The sequence below is a fragment of the Novosphingobium sp. genome (genome assembly GCF_039595395.1).
Classification (GTDB): domain Bacteria; phylum Pseudomonadota; class Alphaproteobacteria; order Sphingomonadales; family Sphingomonadaceae; genus Novosphingobium.
Genome location: NZ_JBCNLP010000001.1, coordinates 1,396,088 through 1,415,261, shown reverse-complemented (window position 1 = coordinate 1,415,261; position 19,174 = coordinate 1,396,088). Strand labels below are relative to the sequence as shown.

Sequence of the window (19,174 nt, the reverse complement as noted above, 5' to 3'; positions counted from 1 at the left end):
CCCGCGCCCCCTGCACCCCCGGTTACGTCTTCCGACGATCAGGCAGTGGCACCCGATCCTTGTGCCCGGACTATCCACCTGCGCGACGTAAGGCGCCGCAGGTAGAAAAATACAACAAGCATTTAAAGCCTGCGGCGCGGCGAACTCACGCCAAGGCCGAACCCTTTGCGCAAGGCCGACAAAAAATGGGAGCGCGAGGGGGTAACCCCCTCGCACTTTCCCTTTTCCCCTTAATCCTTCCAACGCGCAGCCTTGACCTTCACGGTCACGACCTGCCCCAGAGCCTCGGCGTTCTCGCCCAGAGCAAAGCCATACTCACCGGCAGGCAGCGACCAACCGCCATCCTTCCAGTCAGCCAGCAGACGCTGATCGATCGACACCGCCACCGGAGCCGAAGCCCCCGCCGCCAGATCCACCCGCTTGAACCCGACAAGGCGGCGCAGCGGCTGGCCGTTGCGGCTCACCAGATAGACCTGCCCCACTGTGGCGCCCGCGCGCTGGCCGGTGTTGGCAAGGGTGAAGCTGGCTTTGTGGCCATCGGTCTTCAGGCCGCTGCCGGTAAAGCTGGTGTAGCTCAGGCCGAAGCCGAAGGGGAACAGCGGCGTGGCCTTCTGGCGGGCGAACCAGCGATAGCCGACGTCGGAACCCTCGATGTCGTAATCGACGTGGAGTTGGGCGTCCTTGCTGGGTGCATCGCCGGAGAAGTTCGGGTCATACTTGTCGTAGCCGTCGACCTTGGCGCGGGGGAGCTGGCTCTCGCTGGCCGGGAAGGTGATCGGCAGGCGGCCCGAGGGGTTGGTGTCACCGAAGAGCACGCTGGCGATGGCCTCGCCGCCACGCGCGCCGGGGAACCATGCCTCGACCACGGCGGCGGTCTTGTCGAGCCAGGGCATCAGCACGGGGTTGCCGGTTTCCAGCACGACGATGGTGTGCGGATTGGCGGCGGCGACAGCCTCGATCAGCGCATCCTGACCGCGCGGCAGGGTGAGGTCGGCCTGATCGAGGCCTTCGGACGCCCATTTGGTGGCGAAGACGATGGCGACGTCAGCCTTCTTGGCGGCGGCGACAGCGTCGGAAATGTAGGTGCCGGTGCGGAAGTTCACCTCGGCCTGAGGGGCCAGCGCCTTGATCGCATCGACCGGGGCCGAGCGGTGATACTGCTCGGCGATGAAGGACGCCCATGGGCCGGTGCCGCCCAGCGGGATGACCGCTGCGGGGCCATCCTTGCCCTGCACCTGGCTGGAACCGGCGCCCGACAGCACGCCGGTATCGGCATAGCCGCCGATCACCGCGATATGCTGCGCCGTCTTGGCCAGCGGCAGGGCATTGCCCGTGTTGCGCAGCAGGACGATGCCCTGCTTGGCGGTTTCCAGCGAGACGGCGCTGTTGGCCTTGAAGTCGATCGCGCCGCCGGGGGTGGCCGGGTTCTTGTCGAGGCCGTTGTCGTAGATCGCCCAGAGGATGCGCTTGTTCATGTCGTCGAGGCGGGCGGCATAGGCCGGATCGCTTTTCGCGGCGGCGGCCAGCTTGTCGGCAAAGAAGACGCCCGGATCGAGCTGCTCGCCCGACTGCTGGTCGAGGCCCTTGATCGCCGCATCCAGCCCCGGCACCGCGCCCCAGTCGGACATGACGAAGCCCTTGTAGCGCCAGTCCTTCTTCAGCACGGTGTTCAGCAGATAGTCGCTGGCGCAGGCCTGCTCGCCGCGCACGCGGTTGTAGGAGCACATCACCGAGCCCGGATTGCCGGTCTCAATGCCGATCTTGAAGGCCAGCAGCTCGCTTTCGCGCGCGGCGGCCTCACCGATCTTCACATCGGCGAATTTGCGGCCGGTTTCCTGACCATTCAGCGCGAAGTGCTTGATGGTGGAGATGATGTGGTTCGACTGGATGCCCGCGATGGCATTGCCCACCAGCACGCCCGAGAGCAGCGGATCTTCCGAGAGATATTCGAAGGTGCGGCCATTGCGCGGATCGCGCGTCAGATTGGTGCCGCCCGCCAGCAGCACGTTGAAGCCCTTGGCGCGGGCCTCGCCGCCGATCATCGCGCCGCCTGCGCGCAGCAATTCGGGGTTCCAGCTTGCGGCCATGGCCACGCCGCTGGGCAGAGCGGTCGCCCCATCCTTGCGCAGGCCCATCACATAGGCAACGCCCAGCGAGGCGTCGCTTTCCTTCAGCGCGGGCACAGACAGGCGATCAATGCCGGGCACAAAGCCCGCGCCGATGATCGCGCCCGGAGGTGGCGGCGGCGCATTGGGCACGATGGGCAGCGGCATGATGCCGTGAGTCAGCACGGTCTTTTCTTCAGGCGTCATCGCCTTGACCGTCGCGGCGGCGCGCTGCTCGGCATCACTGGCGGCGGCCATGGCCACGCCCGCGCTGGCCAGGGCGATCAGCGCCACACCGAAACGCGCGGCGTGAGACACATGCTTTTTCATCATGCTGCAATCCTTATGTCGAGACGTGACAGCGCGGAAAAGGGACGGCCCGGCCGCGCCGCATGGGCGCGGAGAAGCCCGCCGATCTCTCCCTTGTTATGTCTTGCCGACAGAAATCATCCAGTCGGATGATTTTGTCAACCGGCCTTGCTCAGCCTTCGTTCGGTCGCAGCAAAATCGCCAGAATGGCATCGGCATGGCGGTTGATCGCCTGCTCGTCGGTGAAGTCATAGCCAAAGGCGCCCTGCGCCTCATGCGCCAGCACAAAGGGCAACTGCGCCATGCCGACAATGGCGTAATGCAGCGATTCCGGCTGCACCTTGGGCAGCACTCCGGCCTCCATCAGCGCATGAAGCTGAGGGGTGAAACCGGCGTGGTTCTGCTTCACGAAAGTCTCGATCATCCATTGCAGGCGCGGCCCGCCCCGGATGGTTTCGGCGATGGTGATGCGCGCATGCTCGGGATGCTGCGCGCAATAACGCGTGTAGCGGCGCATCTGGCGGCGGAAGCGCTCCACCGGATCAAGGTCCGCCTCATAGATGTCCTCGGCGGTCACCTGCTGCTCGATCAGGGCGAACATGTCGCGCACCGCCTCGCGCCACAGCTCGTCCTTGGTGCCGAAATGATAGGTGATCATCGAATGGGTCACCCCCGCCTCGCGCGCGATGTCGCGGATGCTGGCGCCCTCGAAGCCCAGCTCGGCAAAGGCATCGCGTGCCTTTTGCAGGATGCGCGCGCGGGTCTCCTCGGCGCGCAATTGCACGGGCTGGCGCCGGCGAGGCGCGGTCTGCTCCGGCTTGGCGGGCTTGGCTTGGGTCATGCCGCGAACTGTGGCGCTTTGCGGCGCGCGGCGCAAGATCATCACGCATCTGCGCCGCATGCCTATTCATATGCCGGGCAGCTTGCGAGAGCCAGGCCCGGCCCTTATCGCCCACACCATCACCATCAAGGATGCCGTCACCATGAGCCTGCTGCCCCCGCCCCCCGCCTCGCGTCCGCTGGGTGACAGCGGCCTTGCCATCTCCCCCATCGCCTGGGGCATGTGGCGGCTGACCGAGGGCGGCACCACCGCAGAGCAGGCCGCGCGCCGCGTGCATGCCGCGCTGGATGCCGGGATCACCCTGCTCGACACGGCGGACATCTATGGCTTCAACGGCCAGAGCGGCTTTGGCGACGCCGAAAGCCTGCTGGGCGAAGTCCTGCGCGCCGAGCCCGCGCTGCGTCAGCGCATGGTGCTGGCCAGCAAGGGCGGCATCCGCCCGCCGCTGCCCTATGACCAGAGCCCGGCCTATCTGGCCGAGGCGATCGATACCTCGCTGACGCGGCTGGGCGTTGAGACCATCGACCTGTGGCAGGTCCACCGCCCCGATATCCTTGCCCATCCGCAGGAGGTGGCACGCGCGCTCGACGATGCGGTGGCCGCGGGCAAGATCCGGGCGCTGGGCGTGTCGAACTTCACCGTGGCGCAGACGGCGGCGCTCAACCATTTCCTCGGCACCAAACTGGTCGCCACCCAGCCCGAGATCAGCCCGCTGCGCCTCACCTGCATCGAGAATGGCGAGCTGGATCAGGCCATGATGCTGGGGCTGACCCCGCTGGCCTGGTCGCCGCTGGGCGGCGGGCGCCTCGCCGATCCGCAAACCCCGCGCGAACAGGCCGTGGCCGCCGCGCTGGATGTCGTGGCGCGGGATCAGGGCGTGTCGCGCATGGCGGCGGCCTATGGCTGGCTGATGGCGCATCCTTCGGGGATCGTGCCCATCGTCGGCTCGCAGAACCCCGCGCGCATCGCTGAAGGCATCGATGCGCTGAAGGTCCGCTGGACCCGGCAGGACTGGTACGCCGTGCTGGTGGCGGCGCGTGGCGAGGCTTTGCCCTGAACAGCACGCGCCCTGCCTGCTTCGATTTTACCGCAAGGAAACTCTGGGGCGTCTCAGGCGTAACCGACATGGAACCTGTCGGGAGGCATGTGAGGAGACGTCCCATGCAAGGCGACGACAATCAAATCCATATCGAGACCGATAAGGCACGTGGCGGCTCAACGCCGGGTGTCGTGCGATGGATGCTGCTGGTCGGGCTGAGCGCGACCATTGTCGGCATGGCACTGATCTGGGCGCTGGGCAGCGGCGGACACTGACCACCCGCGGCCCGGCCCGGAAAGCGCCACAGGCCGGTTGAAAAACACCGGGACCAATTGGCCCTCACGTCCATTGAACCATCATGCCTTCGGGACCTGCATCGAGCCCATCACCCTGCAGCATGCCACGCAGCAGGGGTGCAGCATTGCGCCCTGCCCCGACGCCCGACAACGATAGGAGAGAGTGATGAACAAGTCCCTGATCCGGTTCACCCTGCCCGCCATTCTGCCCGCGCTGGCTCTGGCAGCCTGCCAGAAGGCGCCCTCCACCGCCGATGCGGTGAGCAGCGGCGTGGTGCTCGACAATCCTGCCGCCGTCTCCAGCAGCGATAGCGGCAGCGACACGGCCCCGGTGACGGACGCCAAAACCTATCTGGAGAAGGCGGGCGCGGGCGACAAGTTCGAGATCGATTCCTCGCGCGCGATCCTCAAGACCACCAAAAACGCCGAGATCGAGAATTTCGCCAAGATGATGATCTCAGCACACACCGAATCGACGGAAAAGGTGAAGAAGGCGGCCATGGCGGCGGACATCAAGGCGCCGGCCCCCGTGCTGCCGCCCGAACTTCAACAGAAGCTCGACGCGATCAAGGCCGCCAAGGGCGAGGATGCCGACAAGCTCTATCTCGAAGCTCAGAAGGAAGGCCATCAGGCCGCGCTGGCCCTGCACAAGAGCTATGGCGCCGGTGGCGATACCCCCCAGTTGAAGGTCGTGGCCGACAACATCGTGCCGGTGGTGCGCGACCACATCACCATGCTCAACAAGATGACGAGCTGACGTGGTTATGGCCGGGCATCGCGCCCGGCCATCCTTCCCGGGCCAGACGTTCAGGCAACCCTGGGCGCCAGATGCCATTGCGGCGGGGCTTCCTGCCCGATCAGCCGCTGCATTTCGGTGGCGATGTAATCGCGGGTCATCGGCAGCACATCCTGACGCTTCACGCTCTGGATATGGAAATTGACCATCTGGTCGTTGCGGAAGGCCTGCTCGGCCCCGGCCAGATAGAACTGCCACATGCGCAGCAATTCCTCATCATACAGTTCGATGATCTCCTTGGAATGCAGCGTGGTGCGGCGATACCATTCGGCCAGCGTATGGCCGTAATGATAGCGCAGGATCTCCACATCGGCCAATTGCCAGCCGCTGCGCTCGATGGCTTTCACCAACTCGCTCATCGCCGGGATATAGCCGCCGGGGAAGATGTAGTTGCGCGTCCAGGCATCGGTGAAGCCCGGCCCGCCCGTGCGCCCGATGGTATGGGTCAGCATCACCCCGTCGTCCTTCAGCCGGTCGAAGGTATGGCCGAAATATTCGCCGAAATGGCGCGCGCCGACATGCTCGATCATGCCAACGCTGGTGATGCGGTCGAACTGGTCCTTCAGATCGCGGTAATCGATCAGCTCGAAACGCACCTTGTCGGCCACGCCCGCCGCCTCGGCGCGTTCCTGTGCGAATTTCACCTGATCGGGCGCCAAAGAGATGCCCAGCACCTCGCAGCCGTAATGGCGGTTGAGATAGAGCCCCAGCCCGCCCCAGCCGCAACCGATGTCCAGCACCCGCATGCCCTGCGCGCTGCCGTCGGTGGGCAGATTCAGCTTGGCGGCGATCAGTGCCTTTTTCTCAAGCTGGGCGCGTTCCAGCGTGGCTTTGTCATCGGCGAAATAGGCCATGGTGTATTGCCGGTCCTCATCGAGGAACAGCTCATAGAACTGGCGATTGAGGTCGTAGTGATGGCGCACATTGCTGCTGGCGCGCTTGCGATAGTTGAACTGGTCAGCCCACCAGCCGATCTTGTCGACCAGACTGCGCAGCTTGCCCGGCGCTTCCATATGGGTCTTGGCGGCGCGCGCCTCGGCGCTGAACATCAGCACCAGATCGCGGATGTCATGCGGGCATTCGACGACCATCCAGCCGCGCATATAGGCCTCACCCGCGCCCAGCGAGGGATAGCGGGCGATGTGGTTAGCGGTGCGCTTGTCGGTGAAGGTCAGGCGGATAGGGTTCTGACTGGGTTGCCCGTAATCGTAAACGCGGCCGTCCGCATTGGTGATCTGCAGCGATCCATTACGGATCAGACGGCGCAACAAACGATCAAGCAACCACATGCCTGTTCCCTTCCTTTCCAAAACCCCCAGTGAACAACGATGAAAAAGATGATCCGTTCCCGGTGAACGTCAACGCCTACCTAAGTATCACCCACGTATTTTACGGGCAAAGATCAACTGCACCGCCGCCGCTCCACCCGAAGCGGCCAGCCCGATCAGCGCAACCCCCGCCCAGCCGGCATGCTCCCAGCCCCAGGCGGCTCCCGCCGAGCCCAGAGCACCGCCCAGAAACATCACCGACATGAAGACCGTGTTGAGCCGCGAGCGCGCCTCGGGCCGCAGCGCATAGACGATATGCTGGTTCGAGATCAGCGCGATCTGCACCCCGAAATCGAGCAGGATCACCCCCACGACCATCCCCGCCAGCGTGTCCCACAGGCGCAGGATAAGCCAGCCACCCAGCACTGTCAGCGCGCCCGCCACGATCATCGGGCGGGGCCCGTGCCTGTCCGCCACGCGCCCGGCCAGAGGCGCGGCGCCCACGCCGACCAGCCCTATCACCCCGAACAGCCCCGCCGTGGCTGCGCCCAGCCCATAGCGCGGCTCCTGCAGATGCAGCGCCAGCATCGACCAGAAGGCCGAAAAGGCACCGAAAATCAGCGCCTGCGTGATGGCGCTGATGCGCAGATCGGCAAATTCGCGCCACAGCTTCTCCATCGAGATCAGCAGCGCGCCATAACCCAGCCCGGCCTCGGGCTGGCTGCGCGGCAGGCGCCAGCGCATCAGCCCGCCAGCCAGCAGCGCCACCGGCACCGCCAGCACGAACATCGCCCGCCACCCCGCATGCGCCGAGATCACCCCGGCCAGCGTGCGGCTGAGCAGAATGCCCGCCAGCAGGCCCGACATCACCGTGCCCACCACCGCGCCGCGCTTCTCCGGGCTGGCCAGATGCGCCGCGAAAGGCACGATCTGCTGCGCCACGGTCGAGAGCGCCCCGACCGCCGCGGCCGCCACCAGCAGCAGCCCAGCATCAGGCGCCGCCGCGAGCAGGCCCAGCGCCACAGCCAGCGCCAGAAACTGCACGACGATCAGCCGCCGCCGCTCCAGCAGATCGCCCAGCGGCACCAGCAGCACCAGCCCCAGCGCATAGCCCAACTGGGTCACCATCGGCAGCATGGCCGACAGCGGACCGGGCATATCGCGCTCGATCAGGCCCAGCATCGGCTGGTTGTAATAGATGTTCGCCACCCCCATGCCGGTGGCCGCCGCCATCGCCAGCGTGGGAAGCGCCGAGGCGGCAGACGAACGGACGGCGGGGGGACCGACCAGAGTTTCGGACATGAAAGACATTTCCTGACAGACTTTTTGTTTAGCCGCCCCATAGGCCCCCTACCCCGCCCAAGGCAATGGCGCCAGGGCAGCCCCTTGGCCGCCGCCCGGCCCGCCAGCCGCACAACCGGGCTTATGCAGGCGGGGCGCGGCGCGGAACACCGCCGGGTTTCAGTCATTTTCCCTCCATGAACGAGCTTTCGCCCTCATCCCCGCTGATCCCCATCCTGCCTCGGGAGGCGCCCCCGGCCGATCTGGTCAACATCGGCGCGCCCGGCGGACTGGACGCCGCGATCAATCTGCAGGGCGCGGAACTGTGGTTCCTGCGCGACCGCAACGGCGGCCATCTGCTGTGGCACGGCACCCCGGACATCTGGCCGCATCGCGCGCCGATCCTGTTTCCCATCGTCGGACGGTTGCGTGACGACACCTATCGGCTCGACGGCCACACCCACCGCCTGCCGCGCGACGGCTTTGCCCGCAACGCACGCTTCACGCTGGCCGCGCATGGGGATGACCATGCCCTGCTGCGGCTGGAGGACGATGCCGCCACCCGCGCGGTCTGGCCCTTTGCCTTCGCGCTGACGCTCAGCTTCGCGATCTCGGGCAACACGCTCACCATCGGCGCCGAAGTGGCCAATCGCGGCGAGCAGACCATGCCGGTGAGCTTCGGCTTCCATCCCGCGCTGCGCTGGCCCCTGCCGCAAGGAGGCCTGCGCGCCGCGCACCATATCGCCTTCGACAAGCCCGAGGCCGCCACGATCACGCGCCTCGACGGCAATGACCTGATCGCGGGAACGGCGCCCTCTCCGCTGGAGGGACAAGACCTTCCCCTGCGCGATGCCTTGTTCGAGCAGGGCGCGCTGGTCTTCCCGCAGGTGAGCAGCCGCGCGCTCACCTACACCTCGCCCGGCGGCCCCTCGATCCGCGTGCAGACCGAGAACCTGCCCGACCTGATGCTGTGGACCAAGCCCGATGCCGACTTTATCGCCATCGTCCCGTCACAGGGGCTGGCCGATGCCGGGGATTACGCCGGCGATATCGGCCAAAAGCCCGGCATGGTGGCGCTGGCGCCCGGTGAGGTCTGGAAGGCCAGCATCAGCTTGACGCATGAGCGGGCTGTTTGAAGGGGTTTAAAAAGGAAGATGCGAGGGGGTTACCCGCTCGCGCTCCCAATACGTCTTCCGACGAAACGGTAGTGGCGCCCGATCCGAGTGCCCCACCTCTCCACCAGCGCCACTTAAAGCGCCGCAGGCATCAAATTCCCTGCCTGCGGCGCAGCGACGTTGCTCTTTGGTCGAACCCGAAGCGCCAACGCAGACAATAAAGGGATTGCAAAGGGCGATGGCCCTTTGCCCGCCGGAGGCCCCCCTTCATTTCCCCGGAACGTAAGAAATGCTCGCCTGCCCCCGCAACCATACCGGCATATAGAGCCCGTTGGCATAGGGCACCATGCGCCCGTTCTTTGCCTCATCCAGCCGTGCCTTGATGCGGAAATCGCCTTGCTGGCGCTCATCGATGGCGCGCTGGATCTTGGCGAGCAGCTTGTCGTAGTCGTGGGTGAAGTTCTGCTGCAGTGCCTCGGCCACCGCGCCGGAAAAGCCGGGCGAGTTGGCGATGGCGAGCAGCAGGTCTCCCCCGGCATTGTCGGTGCCCCCGCTGACGGAGAGGTCGCTGAAATGGACAAGCTGGCTACCGTCGGCATTGTCGGGCCTTGCGGCGAACCAGATGCGGCCGTGGGTGGAGCCCGCCGTACCGGAACCGGCAAAGGCCGTGACATCGGCGCCCACCGCGATGCGGCCATGGGTGGCGCCGAAGACATCGATGTTGCTGAAGCGCGCCGTGACCGGGCCGATGCCGGGCAGCACGAAAGGCTTGGCCGAGCGTTTCGCCAGCGCCTTGTCCAGCACCGGCACCAGTTGCGCGTAATCGGCGATGACAGGGGCGAAGATCTTCACCTGCTGGTCCTGCCCCTTTGGCTTGCCCATGGGCGGCAGCGGGGTGGGCGTGGGGTTCTCCGGGCGGTTGCCGACCACGGCCTGGGTCAGCGCCACCATGCCCAGCTTCAGCGTCAGCCGGTTGCCTGCGATCGTGTAGCCGCCGTATTCGATCTGCTGCGGCACGATGCGCATCCACACCGGCGGATTGTCCTGATTGAGGTTGAGCACGGCAAAGCCCTTGGCCCAGAGGCCCTGCACCTGAGCGCGCAGGTTCAGCTTGTCGAGTTGCGCGGGCAGCTTGGCCTGCAATTTGGCGATCAGCGGCTTGAGCTTTTCATCGGCCTTGTCGGTGAAGGTCACGCGCTGGCCCAGCAGGTCGATGCCGGGCGGCGTGGACCAGTCATAGGCCAGAGCGATCGTGCCGCGCGCCCGCCAGTCCGGCGTGAGGGAGAGGCTGATACGCGCATGGGCCATGGCCTTGCCGGTGGCATGGGCATTGACCAGCCCGCCGACATTCTCCGCGCGCACATCGGCGGTGATCGGCAGATCGGCGACGATCACCTGCCCCTGCCCGTGCAGCGCGATGGCGCCGCGCCGCGCAACGCCCACGATATGGCATTTCAGCTTGGGCGTAACGCCGATCTGCGCACCGAACAGCTTGACCTTCTGCGGCCCGGCGCAGGTGGCATCGGGCTGGTCGATGGTCCAGAGATCGCGCGGAATTTCCTGCTCCAGTAGCCTTTGCAACACGCCAAGATCGCTGGAAAGCGGCACGGCGATGGTCGAGCTGATCGCCGGGGGGACCGCCATCTCGGTTGCGCGCGTCGGCGGGGCGGAAGGGGCGCGGTGTTGCCACAAGGCATACCACAGCCCGCCGCCGCCAGCGACCAGCGCCGCGCCGAACAGCAGCAGCGCGCGCTTGCCCGTCAGGATGCGTCGGGGCGGTTGCTCCCCGGCGTCAGATGCCATCGCTCAATTCTCGAGCAGGTCACGCAGCTCGTCGGCGTGTTCCTCTTCCTGCGCCAGTATGCCCTCCAGCAGCACGCGGGTCGTGGGATCGCGGTCACCGATAAAGCGGATCAGCTCGCGATAGGATTCCACCGCGATGCGTTCGGCGATCAGGTTCTCGCGGATCATCTCCTCGATGGAATCGCCGGTCTTGTATTCGGCATGCGAGCGCTGGGTCAGCGTGGCCGGGTTGAGGTCGGGCTCACCGCCAAGCTGGACGATGCGTTCGGCCAGTTTGTCGGCATGGGCCTGCTCCTCGCGGGCATGCTCAAGGAAATGGGCCTTGATCGGCTCGGCGATGACCCCGGTGATGCAATAGGCATGGCGCAGATAGCGCAGCACGCAGACCCATTCGGTCGCCAGAGCGCGGTTGAGCTGCTCGATGATGACCGGGCGATCCTCGGGATAGCTTTCGGTGATCGGCCCCTGCTCGACATGCTGGCGGGCCTGGGCACGCAGCGTTTCGGTGGGGGTGAAGGTATCGTTGAGAAGCGTGGCCATCCTCGGCTCCTTTACGGTGTGCCCTGATGCAATGCGCGGGACAGCACTGTGTTCCCCGGCAAGAAAAGGGGGCGGGCCGCCTTGGGAAACGACCCGCCCGGCCACGCCTTAAAGCGTGGGCGCGACGACCATATTGGCGGTGGCCTCGTCGAGCAGTTCCTGCCGTGTCGGGCCTTCGTTGAGCACGATGCCGCTGCCTTCCAGAAAGGCGATCAGATCGTTGGAGAGGCGCCGCGCCTGCGTGGCGAAGACACCGTGAGGCTCCCCATCATACTCCACCAGCACCGCGCGCGGCAGGCGGCGGGCCACCTCATGCGCGGTGGCGGCAATGGGAACGGTCTTGTCCGCCGTGCCATGGACGATAAGCGTGGGCACATGGATGCTGGGCAGATCGCCGCGGAAATCGGTGGTGGCAAAGGCGCGCGCGGCCTGAAGCGTGGGGCGCAGACCGGCCTGCATCGCCATGCTCCAGGCATGGTCCAGCATCTCCTGGCTGACCGGCTTTTCCAGCAGGCCGACGCCGAAGAACTGCTTAAAGAAGCCGGTGAAGAAATGCGCCCGGTCGGCCAGCAGGCCCTTCTCGATCTCGTCGAAGACCTCCAGCGGCACGCCATCGGGATTGTCCGAGGTCTTGGGCATATAGGGCACCACCGAGCTGATCAGCGCCACCTGGCTGACACCCTTGCCCTGATGGCGCGACATGTAGCGCGCCACCTCGCCCCCGCCCATCGAGAAGCCGACCAGCGCCACATCGCGGCTGGCGCCGACATGGGCCATCACATCGGCCAGATCGTCGGCGAAAGTGTCGTAATGATAGCCGCCCGAAGGCTGGTCGGAACGGCCAAAGCCGCGCCGGTCATAGGAAATCGCCTGAAACCCCGCATCGGCGAGGCGGTTGGCGATGGGGTCCCAGCTGTCGGAGGAGAGCGGCCAGCCGTGGATCAGCACCACCGGGCGGCCCTGCCCCCAGACCTTGACGAAAAGATGCGTGCCATCGCGCGTTTCGACCCTGTTCATCGGCGTGTCTCCCATCGGCGCGCCGGTTGGGGCGCGGCATCTGCAACCATGCCTGTTCAACCCGTCGCGGGGCGATTGGGTCCATCAAACGGGCCGGGTTACGGCGGGTGACAGCGACCAAGCGGCGGGGCGTGTTATCGCAAAGCCCATATGGACAACGCCGCCGCTCCGCCTTGATGCGGAACGGCGGCGCTGCTGCGCTCTCGATGGCCTAAATCAATCGCGCAGTTTCGAGGAGGCCTTGGAAGCGGCGGTGCTGGCATCGCTGGCGGCATCGGCGGCAGCCGCCTTGCCCTGCTTGGCCAGTTCCTTGCCGGAAGCCTCGATGCCATCAGCCGTGTGGCTGGCGGCATCACCGATCTTGCCGAGGCCCGCCTTGAGATCCTTGCCCGCACTGTCCAGCGCGGCATCGGCGCGTGCCGAATCCGCCGCCTGGGACTCCGTGTCAGGCTTGGAACAGGCCGAGGCCGCAGCGATCAGCGTGCCGGCCGCCAGCAGTGTGATCAGCTTTTTCATACGCCCGCTCCCTTACGTCAAAGAGCCGCGACGCAGCAGATTGACCACCGCCAGCAGCACGATCGCACCCAGCAGCGACACCGCGAAAGTGGTCACCGTCAGCGGACTGTTGTTGATGTCGCCGCGCGCGAAGATCATGCCGCCGATCGCCGAACCGACGATGCCGACCACGATGTTGCCGATCAGGCCGAAGCTTTCACGCATGATCATCCCGGCCAGCGAGCCGACCACGGCACCGATCAAAAGCCAGATAAGGATACCCATCGCCCGTCTCCTGAAATTGGCGTTTCCTGAAAGTTGCGCCAAACCTTGCCATGCCCGATGGAACAGGTGATCGTGAGCAATGTTCCATCCATCGATTAGGGGATAATAAGGATGAACCTGTGACGATCGGCCAGCAGCCAGCCCGGCAACAGGCAGGGCGCGTGACGCGCGAAAAGCGGTGGCAACTGTTGCCGCTGCCTGCCCTGCTGTTGGCCATGGCGGGCTGCTCTTCGTCCGACGCGCAGGACTGGCGTGGCTATGCCTATCCCGATCTGATGGGCGGCACGCAGGTGCAGGTCAGCGGGCCCTATGCCAGCGGTCCGCAATGTCTCGCCTTCATGCGCGCCGCTCAGCAGGGCAAGCCGAGAACCGCCGGTTTCGCCTGCGCGCGCGGGTGCAAGCTTTCCAAGCTGGATGAAGCCTCGGGCGAGCGTCTGCTGGCCGATTGCGACGAGGTGCTGCGCTGATGCCGCAAAGTCAGTCCGAACAGCGCCGGTTTCGCCGCTCGATCATGCTGTTCATGGCGCTGGGCTTTGCCGCGCTGCTGGGGGTGGTGGTCTCGGCCGGGCTGCTGATGGTGATGAACCAGCGCGAAAGCCGCCTCATCACCCATACCTACCGCGTGCAGCGTGAGATCGCCGCGCTGCGTTTCGCCTCGACCCGGCTGGTGGCCGCCAATCTGCGCCACAATCAGGAGCTGACCATCGAGAGCGAGGTGCCCCTGAGCAATGCCCGCGCCCAACTCGACAAGAGCATCGCCCAGCTTTCCGCGCTGACCCGCGACAACCCGCGCCAGCAGGCCCGCTTTCCCCTGCTGATCGCCATCGCCGCGCAGATCGAGCTGCAGGCCGGGCTGCCTGCCCAGGGCGCGCTCGGCCCGCCCGCGCAGGGCGCGACCAGCGGCGACCTGCTGATCGAGCGGCCCAACGATCTGGTGATGCGCCTGACCGGGGCGATGCAGGCCGATGAGGAACGCCTGCTCGCCGCCCGCACCGGCCAGCAGCGCAGCATCGAGCGCGGCTTCTATGTTGCGCTGGGGCTGACCGGCCTGTTGCTGGTGCTGGTGGGCACGCTGACCTTTGTGACGATCTATGCCTATACGCGCGAACTCAATGCTTCGCGGCAGGCGCTGCGGCAGGCCAACACCGGGCTGGAGGCCGCCGTGCAGGAACGCACCGCCGAGCTGAAACGCGCCAACAGCGAGATTCAGCGCTTCGCCTATATCGTCAGCCATGATCTGCGCTCGCCGCTGGTCAATGTGATGGGCTTCACCGCCGAAATGGAGACCGCGACGCAGACGCTGACCGGCCTGCTGGACAAGGCGCAGGAGGAACGCCCCGACACCATCGCCCCGGCCACCGACACCATCATCCGCGAGGACCTGCCCGAGGCGATCCGCTTCATCCGCTCCTCGACCGAGAAGATGGACCGGCTGATCAATGCCATCCTTCGCCTCTCACGCCTCGGCCGGCGGGACATCACGCCGGAATGGCTGGATATGGACAAGGTGGTGCAGGGCGTGGTCGACACGATGCATATGCGCATCGAGGAGGCGCGGGCGACGGTCGAGATCGCCTCCCCCCTGCCCCGCGTCTTCAGCGACCGCATGGGTCTGGAGCAGATGCTGGCCAATCTGATCGAGAATGCGCTAAAATATGGCGCCGGAAGCGAGCCGCCCGACATTCGCATCTCTGGCCGGAGCATCGGCGACCGCATCGAGATCAGCGTGGCCGACAAGGGGCGCGGCATCGATCCGCGCGATCATGAGCGGGTGTTCGACCTCTTCCGCCGCTCCGGCCAGCAGGATCGGCCCGGCGAGGGCATCGGTCTGGCCCATGTGCGCGCGCTGGCCTATCGGCTGGACGGCACGGTCACGCTTGATTCCGCGCTTGGCAAGGGCGCCACATTCACCATAAACGTGCCGCGTCAGTATTCAGCAGCGCAGAGCCAGTCATGACCCAGCCCCATCAAAGCGTCACCATCATCATGATCGAGGACGATGAGGGCCATGCGCTGCTCATCGAGAAGAACATCCGCCGCGCCGGTATCTCCAATGAGATCATCCATTTCACCGATGGCCATTCGGCGCTGGAGTTCATCTTCCACGCCGAGCGTGGCCCGGTGCGCAACGGCCCGGCGCTGATCCTGCTCGATCTCAACCTGCCCGATATGAGCGGGATCGACATTCTCGCGCAGATCAAGTCGGACGAGCATGCGCGCCGCACCCCCGTGGTGGTGCTGACCACCACCGACGACAAGCATGAGATCGAGCGTTGCTATGATCTGGGCTGTAATGTCTACATCACCAAGCCGCTGAATTACGAGAATTTCGCCGCCGCCATTCGCCAGCTGGGCCTGTTCCTGTCGGTGATCCAGGTGCCGGACGCCGGGGCCTGATGACGCAGCCAGCCCCGCGCCTGCTGTACATCGACGATGACGAGGGGCTGTGCCTGCTCGCCAAGCGCCGGCTGACGCGCGAGGGCTTTGACGTCACCACCTGCGACAGCGGACAAAAAGGCGTGGAACTGGTCCGCGACGAGACCTTCGATGTCGTCGCGCTCGACCATTATATGCCGGGGCAGAACGGGCTGGAAACGCTCGACCAGTTGATGGCGCTGCCCAATCCGCCCGCCGTGATCTATGTGACCGGTTCGGAGGAGACCAGCATCGCGGTGGCGGCGCTGAAAGCGGGCGCGGTCGATTACGTCATCAAGACCGTCAGCGAGGATTTCTTCGATCTGCTCACCCGCACCATCGGGCAGGCTTTGGCCGCACGGCAGACGCTGATCGAGAAGGAGTTGGCCGAACAGCGCCTGCGCGAGACCAACACCAAGCTGGAAGCCATGCTGGGCGAGATGAACCATCGCGTCGCCAACAGCCTGCAGATGGTCTCCGCCGTGGTGACCCTGCAGTCACGCATCGCGCAGGGGGACGAGGCCAAGGCCATGCTGCGCGACATCCGCCAGCGCATTCATGCCGTGGGGCGCGTGCATCGCCAGCTTTACGTGGGCGGCGCCTCGACCTCGATCGTGATGGACAGCTATGTGCTGGGTCTGGCCGAGGATCTGGCGGGCAGCTTTTCCAGCGAAGCCTCGCCGCGCGTGATGCGGGTCTTTGTCGATCCGCTGGTGCTGCCGGCCTCGGTGGCGGTGACTTTGGGTATTCTGATCAACGAGCTGGTCAGCAATGCCTGCAAATACGCCTATGACGAGCATGAGCCGGGCGAAGTGCGCATCCATCTGCAGGCGCATGGCGAAGACGCCTATCGTCTGGCGGTGGAGGATGACGGGCGCGGTTACGATCCCGACGAACCGGCCAAGGGCACGGGGCTTGGCTCGCAACTGATCCGCACCATGAGCGAAGCGCTGGGCAGCAAGCTGGCCATCACCAACACCGCACCCGGCCTGCGCGCCGAGTTGATCGCGCCGCTGCGCTGACAGTTTGCTCTGGCCACTCCCCCGCCCGGCCACCCATCGGCAGCATCCTATGGGTGCCCGGCGGGGGAGAGGGCCGGTGACGTAAAAATCCGGCTCTTTCGCCGGATTTTCAAACAGATGCCTTTAAACAAACGCAAAACCGGCGGCACACCGTAAGGCATGCCGCCGGTTGCGCTGGCAGGGAGGGTCAGGCTGCCAGTCGTGCGATGATATGGGGCGGAGCAACCTTGCGCAGCTCTTCAAGGAAGGCATCGAGCACTTCGCCCTTCAGGACGAAGCTGCTGCGCGCATCGGGCAGCACGCCGCTGTCGATGGCCGCCGAAAGCGCGGCACGGGCGCGGGCGATGCGGCTCTTCACCGTGCCGAGGGCGACGCCGCAGATTTCGGCGATCTCTTCATAGCTGACGCTGCCGATCGAAACCAGCACCAGCACCTCGCGCTGGGCGGCAGGCAGGGTGGCCAGAGCGCGCAGCACGTCGGCAGCCTCAAGGCGGCCTTCCTGCGAGCCCTGAATGTTCAGGATGCGCTCGGCCTCGGTCTCGTCATATTCGCCCACGAAGCGCTCGCGGCGGACCTGACCGAAATAGTGGTGGCGCAGAATGGTGTAAGTCCAGGCGCGGAAGCTGCTGCCCGCGACATAGCGGTCACGCGCGGCCCAGGCCTTCATCAGCGTTTCCTGCGCCAGATCGTCGGCGCGGTCGCGGTCGCCGCAGAGCATGCGGGCGAAAGCGCGCAGGTGAGGAATGGCCGCCGTCAGTTCCTTGTGGAAGTCGGCATCCGAAAGCGGGTCGCCTTCGATCTTGCCCTGAATTTTCGGCGTGCCGCTCGGGGCCGAGGTGCTCTGCTGCGCAGCAATCACGCCGTTGTGCTGGGGAGCAAGCTTCTGATTCTGTTCGATCGACTGTCCGATCATGGGGCATCTCCCGTCATCTGTGTTACCCAATCAATGGCCGGGATCGAGGAAGGTTCCGCCGCCCATCCAGCCTGTTGCACAGTCCATCGCCATGCCCTCTGCCGCCGAAAGCCTGAAAAACCGGGGCTCCACAGCACGCGCACCCCGCAACAAAAAATAATTTTTCAGCCCGCCTTTCGCCGATGACGGAACAAGCACGCAGCGGAAGCGTAAAGCATCAGGACAGCGCCCAGGCGCGCAGGGGGAATCCCGCTGGTCGGCAGGCACACACAGGCACTGAACGATCCGCAGACACCTGATGCGCCCATTCGGTGCGTGGCTGTCTGCCTGGACCAAGGATCGTTTGATGCCGCTTACTTCGGATCGCCCCCACCTCAAAGACCAGCCATCCAAAACCCAGGCCCTGGCATCCTCGCTGCCCTATCTGCGCCGCTACGCCCGCGCCGCCACCGGCTCGCAGTCGATGGGCGACAATCTGGTGCGCATGACGCTGAACGCCGCGCTGGAGGATGCCGATCTGCTGGAACGCATTTCGGAAAGCCGCGTCGGACTTTATCATGCCTTTACCGGCGTCTGGACCTCGGTCGACCCCGATGTGGGCCGCGATGGCGCCGGGCCGGAGGATGGCAGCCCCTCGCAGCTTGGCCGCGTTTCCACGCTGCGGCGTCAGGCGCTGCTGCTCAGCCAGCTTGAGGATTTCCCGATTTCCCAAACCGCGCAGATCCTCAGCGTCTCCGACGAGGAGGCCGAGGAGCTGGTGAAGGAAGCGCTGGCCGATATCGCGCGCGACAATGTCGCCGATGTGCTGATCATCGAGGATGAACCGCTGATCTCCACCCATCTGGCCGATATCGTCAGCAGCGCGGGCCACCGCATCGTCGCCAGCGCCACCACCGCCCAGCAGGCGCGCGAGGCCTATGCGCTGCACCGCCCCACGCTGGTGCTCAGCGACATTCAGCTCGCCGATGGCAGCTCGGGCATCGATGCCATTGAGGACATTCTGAAAATCGGCCCCGTGCCGGTGATCTTCATCACCGCCTTCCCCGAAAAGCTGCTGACCGGCGAGGGGCTTGAGCCCACCCTGCTGATCAGCAAGCCCTTCCGCGAGGAAACCGTGCTGACCACCATCAGCCAGGCGCTGTTCTTCGGCTCCAATCTGAATGCCTGAACCCATGTCGTCCCGGCATGTTTCAGCCCGGCCCGATGGAGGCGCAAGTGGAGCCTCTCATCGAGGCGGAGGGCGGAACATTCACCGGGCGACACCATTACGAATTCAGACCATGACATCATGGGGGCGCCCCGGATTTTCGTCGCCTTACCGCACTGCGGCATTCGCCCGGCGGCCCCGCCATGACACGTTTTCGACTGGAAGCTGACCGTGCCCGATACCAGCCCTTCCCTGTTTGGCGACAAGCCTCCTGAAAGCTCCGACAAGCTGCTCGAACAGACCGGCTGGGGCAAGGATATCCGCGACTTCTACAATGCCGCGGTGGATGAGGGCGTGCCGCCCGAATTCGAAAATCTGATGGCCAGGATCGCCAGGAAGATCAAATGAGCCCGCAGCGCTGACCGGACCCTGACCTCCTTCCACCGCGCGCGGCAAGGCATCGCTTGTGCCGCTTTCCCCATCGCTT

General features: G+C 65.6%; 20 protein-coding genes. 10 read left to right on the top strand and 10 right to left on the bottom strand.

Features of this window, described 5'->3' with window-relative positions; translation table 11 throughout:
* Positions 1-230: 230 nt before the first annotated feature.
* Together ABDW49_RS06755 and ABDW49_RS06750 are read right to left on the bottom strand one after the other, a co-directional pair.
* Positions 231-2,438 carry a glycoside hydrolase family 3 C-terminal domain-containing protein gene (locus ABDW49_RS06755; protein WP_343610648.1) on the bottom strand — a complete coding sequence of 736 codons (2,208 nt, stop codon included), beginning with the start codon at positions 2,436-2,438 and terminating at the stop codon, positions 231-233.
* Between the two features lie 148 nt (positions 2,439-2,586).
* A complete protein-coding gene (locus ABDW49_RS06750) occupies positions 2,587-3,255 on the bottom strand; it encodes a TetR/AcrR family transcriptional regulator (RefSeq protein ID WP_343610647.1) in 669 nt (222 codons plus the stop codon).
* Between the two features lie 142 nt (positions 3,256-3,397).
* Between ABDW49_RS06750 and ABDW49_RS06745 the strand changes: the two genes are divergently transcribed.
* The 3 genes from ABDW49_RS06745 to ABDW49_RS06735 all read left to right on the top strand — a co-directional run bounded on the left by ABDW49_RS06745 (position 3,398) and on the right by ABDW49_RS06735 (position 5,347).
* Entirely contained in the window at positions 3,398-4,312 is a 915-nt protein-coding gene (locus ABDW49_RS06745) for an aldo/keto reductase (RefSeq protein WP_343614187.1), read from the top strand.
* Positions 4,313-4,416: 104 nt separating this feature from the next.
* Positions 4,417-4,569 (top strand): hypothetical protein, encoded by a 153-nt coding sequence (locus ABDW49_RS06740; RefSeq protein ID WP_343610646.1) that lies wholly within the window; start codon positions 4,417-4,419, stop codon positions 4,567-4,569.
* 187 nt (positions 4,570-4,756) lie between these two features.
* Positions 4,757-5,347 carry a DUF4142 domain-containing protein gene (locus tag ABDW49_RS06735; protein WP_343610644.1) on the top strand — a complete coding sequence of 197 codons (591 nt, stop codon included), beginning with the start codon at positions 4,757-4,759 and terminating at the stop codon, positions 5,345-5,347.
* A 50-nt stretch (positions 5,348-5,397) separates the two neighbouring features.
* On the opposite strand, the gene ABDW49_RS06730 is transcribed toward ABDW49_RS06735, so the two are convergent.
* Together ABDW49_RS06730 and ABDW49_RS06725 are read right to left on the bottom strand one after the other, a co-directional pair.
* Positions 5,398-6,675, bottom strand: a complete 1,278-nt coding sequence (locus tag ABDW49_RS06730; RefSeq protein WP_343610642.1) for a cyclopropane-fatty-acyl-phospholipid synthase family protein — start codon at positions 6,673-6,675, stop codon at positions 5,398-5,400.
* A gap of 87 nt (positions 6,676-6,762) precedes the next feature.
* Positions 6,763-7,956: an MFS transporter gene (locus ABDW49_RS06725; protein ID WP_343610640.1), complete on the bottom strand. Its 1,194-nt coding sequence runs from the start codon at positions 7,954-7,956 to the stop codon at positions 6,763-6,765.
* Positions 7,957-8,132: 176 nt separating this feature from the next.
* Here ABDW49_RS06725 and ABDW49_RS06720 point away from each other — a divergent pair, with 176 nt between their 5' ends.
* Positions 8,133-9,071 (top strand): aldose 1-epimerase family protein, encoded by a 939-nt coding sequence (locus ABDW49_RS06720; protein WP_343610638.1) that lies wholly within the window; start codon positions 8,133-8,135, stop codon positions 9,069-9,071.
* A 246-nt stretch (positions 9,072-9,317) separates the two neighbouring features.
* On the opposite strand, the gene ABDW49_RS06715 is transcribed toward ABDW49_RS06720, so the two are convergent.
* The 5 genes from ABDW49_RS06715 to ABDW49_RS06695 all read right to left on the bottom strand — a co-directional run bounded on the left by ABDW49_RS06715 (position 9,318) and on the right by ABDW49_RS06695 (position 13,190).
* A complete protein-coding gene (locus ABDW49_RS06715) occupies positions 9,318-10,853 on the bottom strand; it encodes a DUF4403 family protein (protein ID WP_343610636.1) in 1,536 nt (511 codons plus the stop codon).
* Positions 10,854-10,856: 3 nt separating this feature from the next.
* Positions 10,857-11,393, bottom strand: a complete 537-nt coding sequence (locus ABDW49_RS06710; RefSeq protein ID WP_343610635.1) for a ferritin-like domain-containing protein — start codon at positions 11,391-11,393, stop codon at positions 10,857-10,859.
* 108 nt (positions 11,394-11,501) lie between these two features.
* Positions 11,502-12,410 carry an alpha/beta hydrolase gene (locus tag ABDW49_RS06705; protein WP_343610634.1) on the bottom strand — a complete coding sequence of 303 codons (909 nt, stop codon included), beginning with the start codon at positions 12,408-12,410 and terminating at the stop codon, positions 11,502-11,504.
* A 216-nt stretch (positions 12,411-12,626) separates the two neighbouring features.
* The gene (locus ABDW49_RS06700; protein ID WP_343610633.1) at positions 12,627-12,926 is read right to left on the bottom strand and encodes a hypothetical protein; all 300 of its coding nucleotides are present in this window, start codon (positions 12,924-12,926) and stop codon (positions 12,627-12,629) included.
* 12 nt (positions 12,927-12,938) lie between these two features.
* Positions 12,939-13,190: a GlsB/YeaQ/YmgE family stress response membrane protein gene (locus ABDW49_RS06695; RefSeq protein WP_343610631.1), complete on the bottom strand. Its 252-nt coding sequence runs from the start codon at positions 13,188-13,190 to the stop codon at positions 12,939-12,941.
* 119 nt (positions 13,191-13,309) lie between these two features.
* Between ABDW49_RS06695 and ABDW49_RS06690 the strand changes: the two genes are divergently transcribed.
* Genes ABDW49_RS06690 through ABDW49_RS06675 form a run of 4 tightly spaced genes read left to right on the top strand, consistent with a single transcriptional unit; the run spans position 13,310 to position 16,627 of the window.
* Positions 13,310-13,657: a hypothetical protein gene (locus ABDW49_RS06690; protein ID WP_343610629.1), complete on the top strand. Its 348-nt coding sequence runs from the start codon at positions 13,310-13,312 to the stop codon at positions 13,655-13,657.
* Positions 13,657-15,147, top strand: coding sequence for an ATP-binding protein (locus ABDW49_RS06685; RefSeq protein ID WP_343610627.1), 1,491 nt, complete (start codon positions 13,657-13,659; stop codon positions 15,145-15,147). Before ABDW49_RS06690 ends, ABDW49_RS06685 begins: the two co-directional genes overlap by 1 nt.
* A complete protein-coding gene (locus ABDW49_RS06680) occupies positions 15,144-15,587 on the top strand; it encodes a response regulator (RefSeq protein ID WP_343610625.1) in 444 nt (147 codons plus the stop codon). The genes ABDW49_RS06685 and ABDW49_RS06680 overlap by 4 nt, the downstream gene beginning before the upstream one ends.
* Positions 15,587-16,627 carry a response regulator gene (locus tag ABDW49_RS06675; protein ID WP_343610623.1) on the top strand — a complete coding sequence of 347 codons (1,041 nt, stop codon included), beginning with the start codon at positions 15,587-15,589 and terminating at the stop codon, positions 16,625-16,627. The genes ABDW49_RS06680 and ABDW49_RS06675 overlap by 1 nt, the downstream gene beginning before the upstream one ends.
* A 187-nt stretch (positions 16,628-16,814) precedes the next feature.
* On the opposite strand, the gene ABDW49_RS06670 is transcribed toward ABDW49_RS06675, so the two are convergent.
* Complete coding sequence (locus ABDW49_RS06670) at positions 16,815-17,540, bottom strand: sigma-70 family RNA polymerase sigma factor (RefSeq protein WP_343610621.1); 726 nt, start codon at positions 17,538-17,540, stop codon at positions 16,815-16,817.
* Positions 17,541-17,886: 346 nt separating this feature from the next.
* Here ABDW49_RS06670 and ABDW49_RS06665 point away from each other — a divergent pair, with 346 nt between their 5' ends.
* Positions 17,887-18,708: a response regulator gene (locus ABDW49_RS06665; protein ID WP_343610619.1), complete on the top strand. Its 822-nt coding sequence runs from the start codon at positions 17,887-17,889 to the stop codon at positions 18,706-18,708.
* Between the two features lie 210 nt (positions 18,709-18,918).
* Positions 18,919-19,095 (top strand): hypothetical protein, encoded by a 177-nt coding sequence (locus tag ABDW49_RS06660; RefSeq protein ID WP_343610618.1) that lies wholly within the window; start codon positions 18,919-18,921, stop codon positions 19,093-19,095.
* Positions 19,096-19,174 lie beyond the last annotated feature (79 nt).

Excerpts from the sequence above, each read along its gene's own strand:
- ABDW49_RS06755 (WP_343610648.1), bottom strand. The coding sequence starts at position 2,438 with ATGATGAAAAAGCATGTGTCTCACGCCGCGCGTTTCGGTGTGGCGCTG.
- ABDW49_RS06750 (WP_343610647.1), bottom strand. The coding sequence starts at position 3,255 with ATGACCCAAGCCAAGCCCGCCAAGCCGGAGCAGACCGCGCCTCGCCGG.
- ABDW49_RS06745 (WP_343614187.1), top strand. The coding sequence starts at position 3,398 with ATGAGCCTGCTGCCCCCGCCCCCCGCCTCGCGTCCGCTGGGTGACAGC.
- ABDW49_RS06740 (WP_343610646.1), top strand. The coding sequence starts at position 4,417 with ATGCAAGGCGACGACAATCAAATCCATATCGAGACCGATAAGGCACGT.
- ABDW49_RS06735 (WP_343610644.1), top strand. The coding sequence starts at position 4,757 with ATGAACAAGTCCCTGATCCGGTTCACCCTGCCCGCCATTCTGCCCGCG.
- ABDW49_RS06730 (WP_343610642.1), bottom strand. The coding sequence starts at position 6,675 with ATGTGGTTGCTTGATCGTTTGTTGCGCCGTCTGATCCGTAATGGATCG.
- ABDW49_RS06725 (WP_343610640.1), bottom strand. The coding sequence starts at position 7,956 with ATGTCCGAAACTCTGGTCGGTCCCCCCGCCGTCCGTTCGTCTGCCGCC.
- ABDW49_RS06720 (WP_343610638.1), top strand. The coding sequence starts at position 8,133 with ATGAACGAGCTTTCGCCCTCATCCCCGCTGATCCCCATCCTGCCTCGG.
- ABDW49_RS06715 (WP_343610636.1), bottom strand. The coding sequence starts at position 10,853 with ATGGCATCTGACGCCGGGGAGCAACCGCCCCGACGCATCCTGACGGGC.
- ABDW49_RS06710 (WP_343610635.1), bottom strand. The coding sequence starts at position 11,393 with ATGGCCACGCTTCTCAACGATACCTTCACCCCCACCGAAACGCTGCGT.
- ABDW49_RS06705 (WP_343610634.1), bottom strand. The coding sequence starts at position 12,410 with ATGAACAGGGTCGAAACGCGCGATGGCACGCATCTTTTCGTCAAGGTC.
- ABDW49_RS06700 (WP_343610633.1), bottom strand. The coding sequence starts at position 12,926 with ATGAAAAAGCTGATCACACTGCTGGCGGCCGGCACGCTGATCGCTGCG.
- ABDW49_RS06695 (WP_343610631.1), bottom strand. The coding sequence starts at position 13,190 with ATGGGTATCCTTATCTGGCTTTTGATCGGTGCCGTGGTCGGCTCGCTG.
- ABDW49_RS06685 (WP_343610627.1), top strand. The coding sequence starts at position 13,657 with ATGCCGCAAAGTCAGTCCGAACAGCGCCGGTTTCGCCGCTCGATCATG.
- ABDW49_RS06680 (WP_343610625.1), top strand. The coding sequence starts at position 15,144 with ATGACCCAGCCCCATCAAAGCGTCACCATCATCATGATCGAGGACGAT.
- ABDW49_RS06675 (WP_343610623.1), top strand. The coding sequence starts at position 15,587 with ATGACGCAGCCAGCCCCGCGCCTGCTGTACATCGACGATGACGAGGGG.
- ABDW49_RS06670 (WP_343610621.1), bottom strand. The coding sequence starts at position 17,540 with ATGATCGGACAGTCGATCGAACAGAATCAGAAGCTTGCTCCCCAGCAC.
- ABDW49_RS06665 (WP_343610619.1), top strand. The coding sequence starts at position 17,887 with ATGCCGCTTACTTCGGATCGCCCCCACCTCAAAGACCAGCCATCCAAA.